Below are 2,020 nucleotides of genomic sequence, written 5' to 3'. Positions count from 1 at the left end.
TTGCCTATAGATGTTTTGCATACTTCTTGTTGGTAAAATATGCGTTTTTTAATCAGCGCTTCCCTAAATTCGATCGACGGCATGTCGTGACATCACCTTAAGAACAGGGGACGGGGCCAAAAAAGATTTTTTGAGATTTTCGCTTGCGGCCCCGTCCTTTATCCTCCTGCTGAAAGGAGTTGCAGTTCATGACGGACAACAGCAACAGGAATTCCGGGCAAAAGGACAACTCCGTCTATCTGATCTCCATCGCCGTCACCCTGGCGGTCGTGGCATGGGGCTACTGGGCCCCAGAGAACTTCGGCGCCTTTGCCAAAGCGCTGTTCACCGGCCTGACGAAGTACTTCGGCTGGGGCTACCTGCTGACGATGAACGTCTTCGTGCTGTTCTGCCTTTTTATGGCCTTCGGCCGCTTCCGTCACGTACGCCTCGGACTGCCCGAGGACCGGCCGGAACACAGCAACATCTCCTGGTTCGCCATGCTGTTCTCCGCCGGCATGGGCGTCGGCCTGGTGTTCTACGGCGCGGCCGAGCCCCTGATTCACTTCGGCAACGTGCCCTTCGGCGCGGAGCCCGGGTCGATCCAGGCAGCGCGCGATGCCATGCAGATCTCCTTCTTCCACTGGGGGCTGCACCCCTGGGCGGGCTACGCAGTCATCGCCATGCCGATGGCCTATTATCAGTTCCGCCGCAACTCCCCGGGCCTCATCAGCTCCCTGTTCATTCCGCTCGTCGGCCAGAAGGCCGTTGACGGCGCCTTCGGCAAGATCGTCGACGTCCTGGCTATTTTCGCAACACTGGCCGGCATCACCACCTCGCTAGGGCTCGGTACCCTGCAGCTCAGCAGCGGCCTGAACGAGGTCATGGGGATGGACAAGACCGTCATGATCCAGATCGTCATCATCGTTTTCCTCGCCGTCTTCTACACGGGCTCGGCCGTGATGGGCATCGACCGCGGCATCAAGTGGGTGGCCAACTTCAACCTTCTCGTGTGCCTGGGGCTGATGGTCACCCTGTTCCTCGTCGGGCCAACGCTGCCCATCGTCGACTCTCTGATGACGGGCATCGGCGACTACGTCAGCGGACTGATCAAGGAGAGCTTCTCCATGGCTCCCTACGGCGGGCCCTACGAATCGCACCTGAAGAACTGGACCCTCTACTACTGGGCCTGGTGGATCGCCTGGGCGCCCTTCGTCGGTTCCTTCGTCGCCCGCATCTCCCGCGGCCGCACGATCGCCGAGTTCGTCGCCGGAGTCCTCATCGTCCCGGCGCTCGGCAGCTTCACCTGGTTCGCTATCTTCGGAACGTCCGGACTACACCTCCAGCTGGTTCAGGGCATCGACATCGCCGCCCAGGTCACGAAGGACATCTCCGTGGGCGTTTTCGCCCTCTACAAATACTATCCCCTTGGGTTCATCATGTCGGTCCTCATGCTGGTCCTGATCACGACGTTCTTCGTCACCTCCGCCAACTCCGCCACGTTCGTGCTGTCGATGTACTCCAACCACGGCGACCTCAACCCCTCCAAGTCCAAGATGGGCGTATGGGGCGTCCTGATGGCCGCGCTGGCCATCGTGCTCCTGATGACCGGCGGCCTGCAGAACCTGCAGACCGTCTCCCTGGCCGCCGCGCCTCCCTTCGCGATCATCATGGTCTGCGCCTGTGCTTCCCTGTGGAGGAGCCTGGCAAAGGACGAGACGGAGGGAAAACTTTAAGGGCACGGGATGCCGCTGTCGGCCCCCAACAAAACCTCAGGGCTCCGCCCTGAACCCGCCCAAGGGGGCTGGCCCCCTTGGGAATCCCGGATTTTGAAACTATCATCTTCGAGGGCGCCCCTGGCGGCGCCCTCCTTCTATCCCCGGTTCTCATTCTACCCTCGGAGGTACGTCAACGATGGAAAGCTCTCTGCTGCTTTTTTCGCACGAGCGTCCCTGCTGGGACGAGGAGACCCTGGCGCTTGCCGGCGAGGACCCCCACGCGCTGAAAGAGCTCGAGGACTCGGGCGCCCTCATGAGGATCG

At 61.1% G+C, this 2,020-nt stretch carries 1 protein-coding gene; it reads left to right on the top strand.

From position 1 onward, the window contains the following. Positions 1 to 188: 188 nt before the first annotated feature. Positions 189 to 1,715, top strand: coding sequence for a BCCT family transporter (locus Q0176_RS07230; RefSeq protein ID WP_299300809.1), 1,527 nt, complete (start codon positions 189 to 191; stop codon positions 1,713 to 1,715). Positions 1,716 to 2,020 lie beyond the last annotated feature (305 nt).

It is taken from the genome of uncultured Fretibacterium sp., from assembly GCF_938040765.1.
Lineage (GTDB): Bacteria > Synergistota > Synergistia > Synergistales > Aminobacteriaceae > CAJPSE01.
The sequence above is the reverse complement of the archived record's forward strand: the minus strand, read 5'-3'. Positions and strand labels throughout refer to the sequence as shown.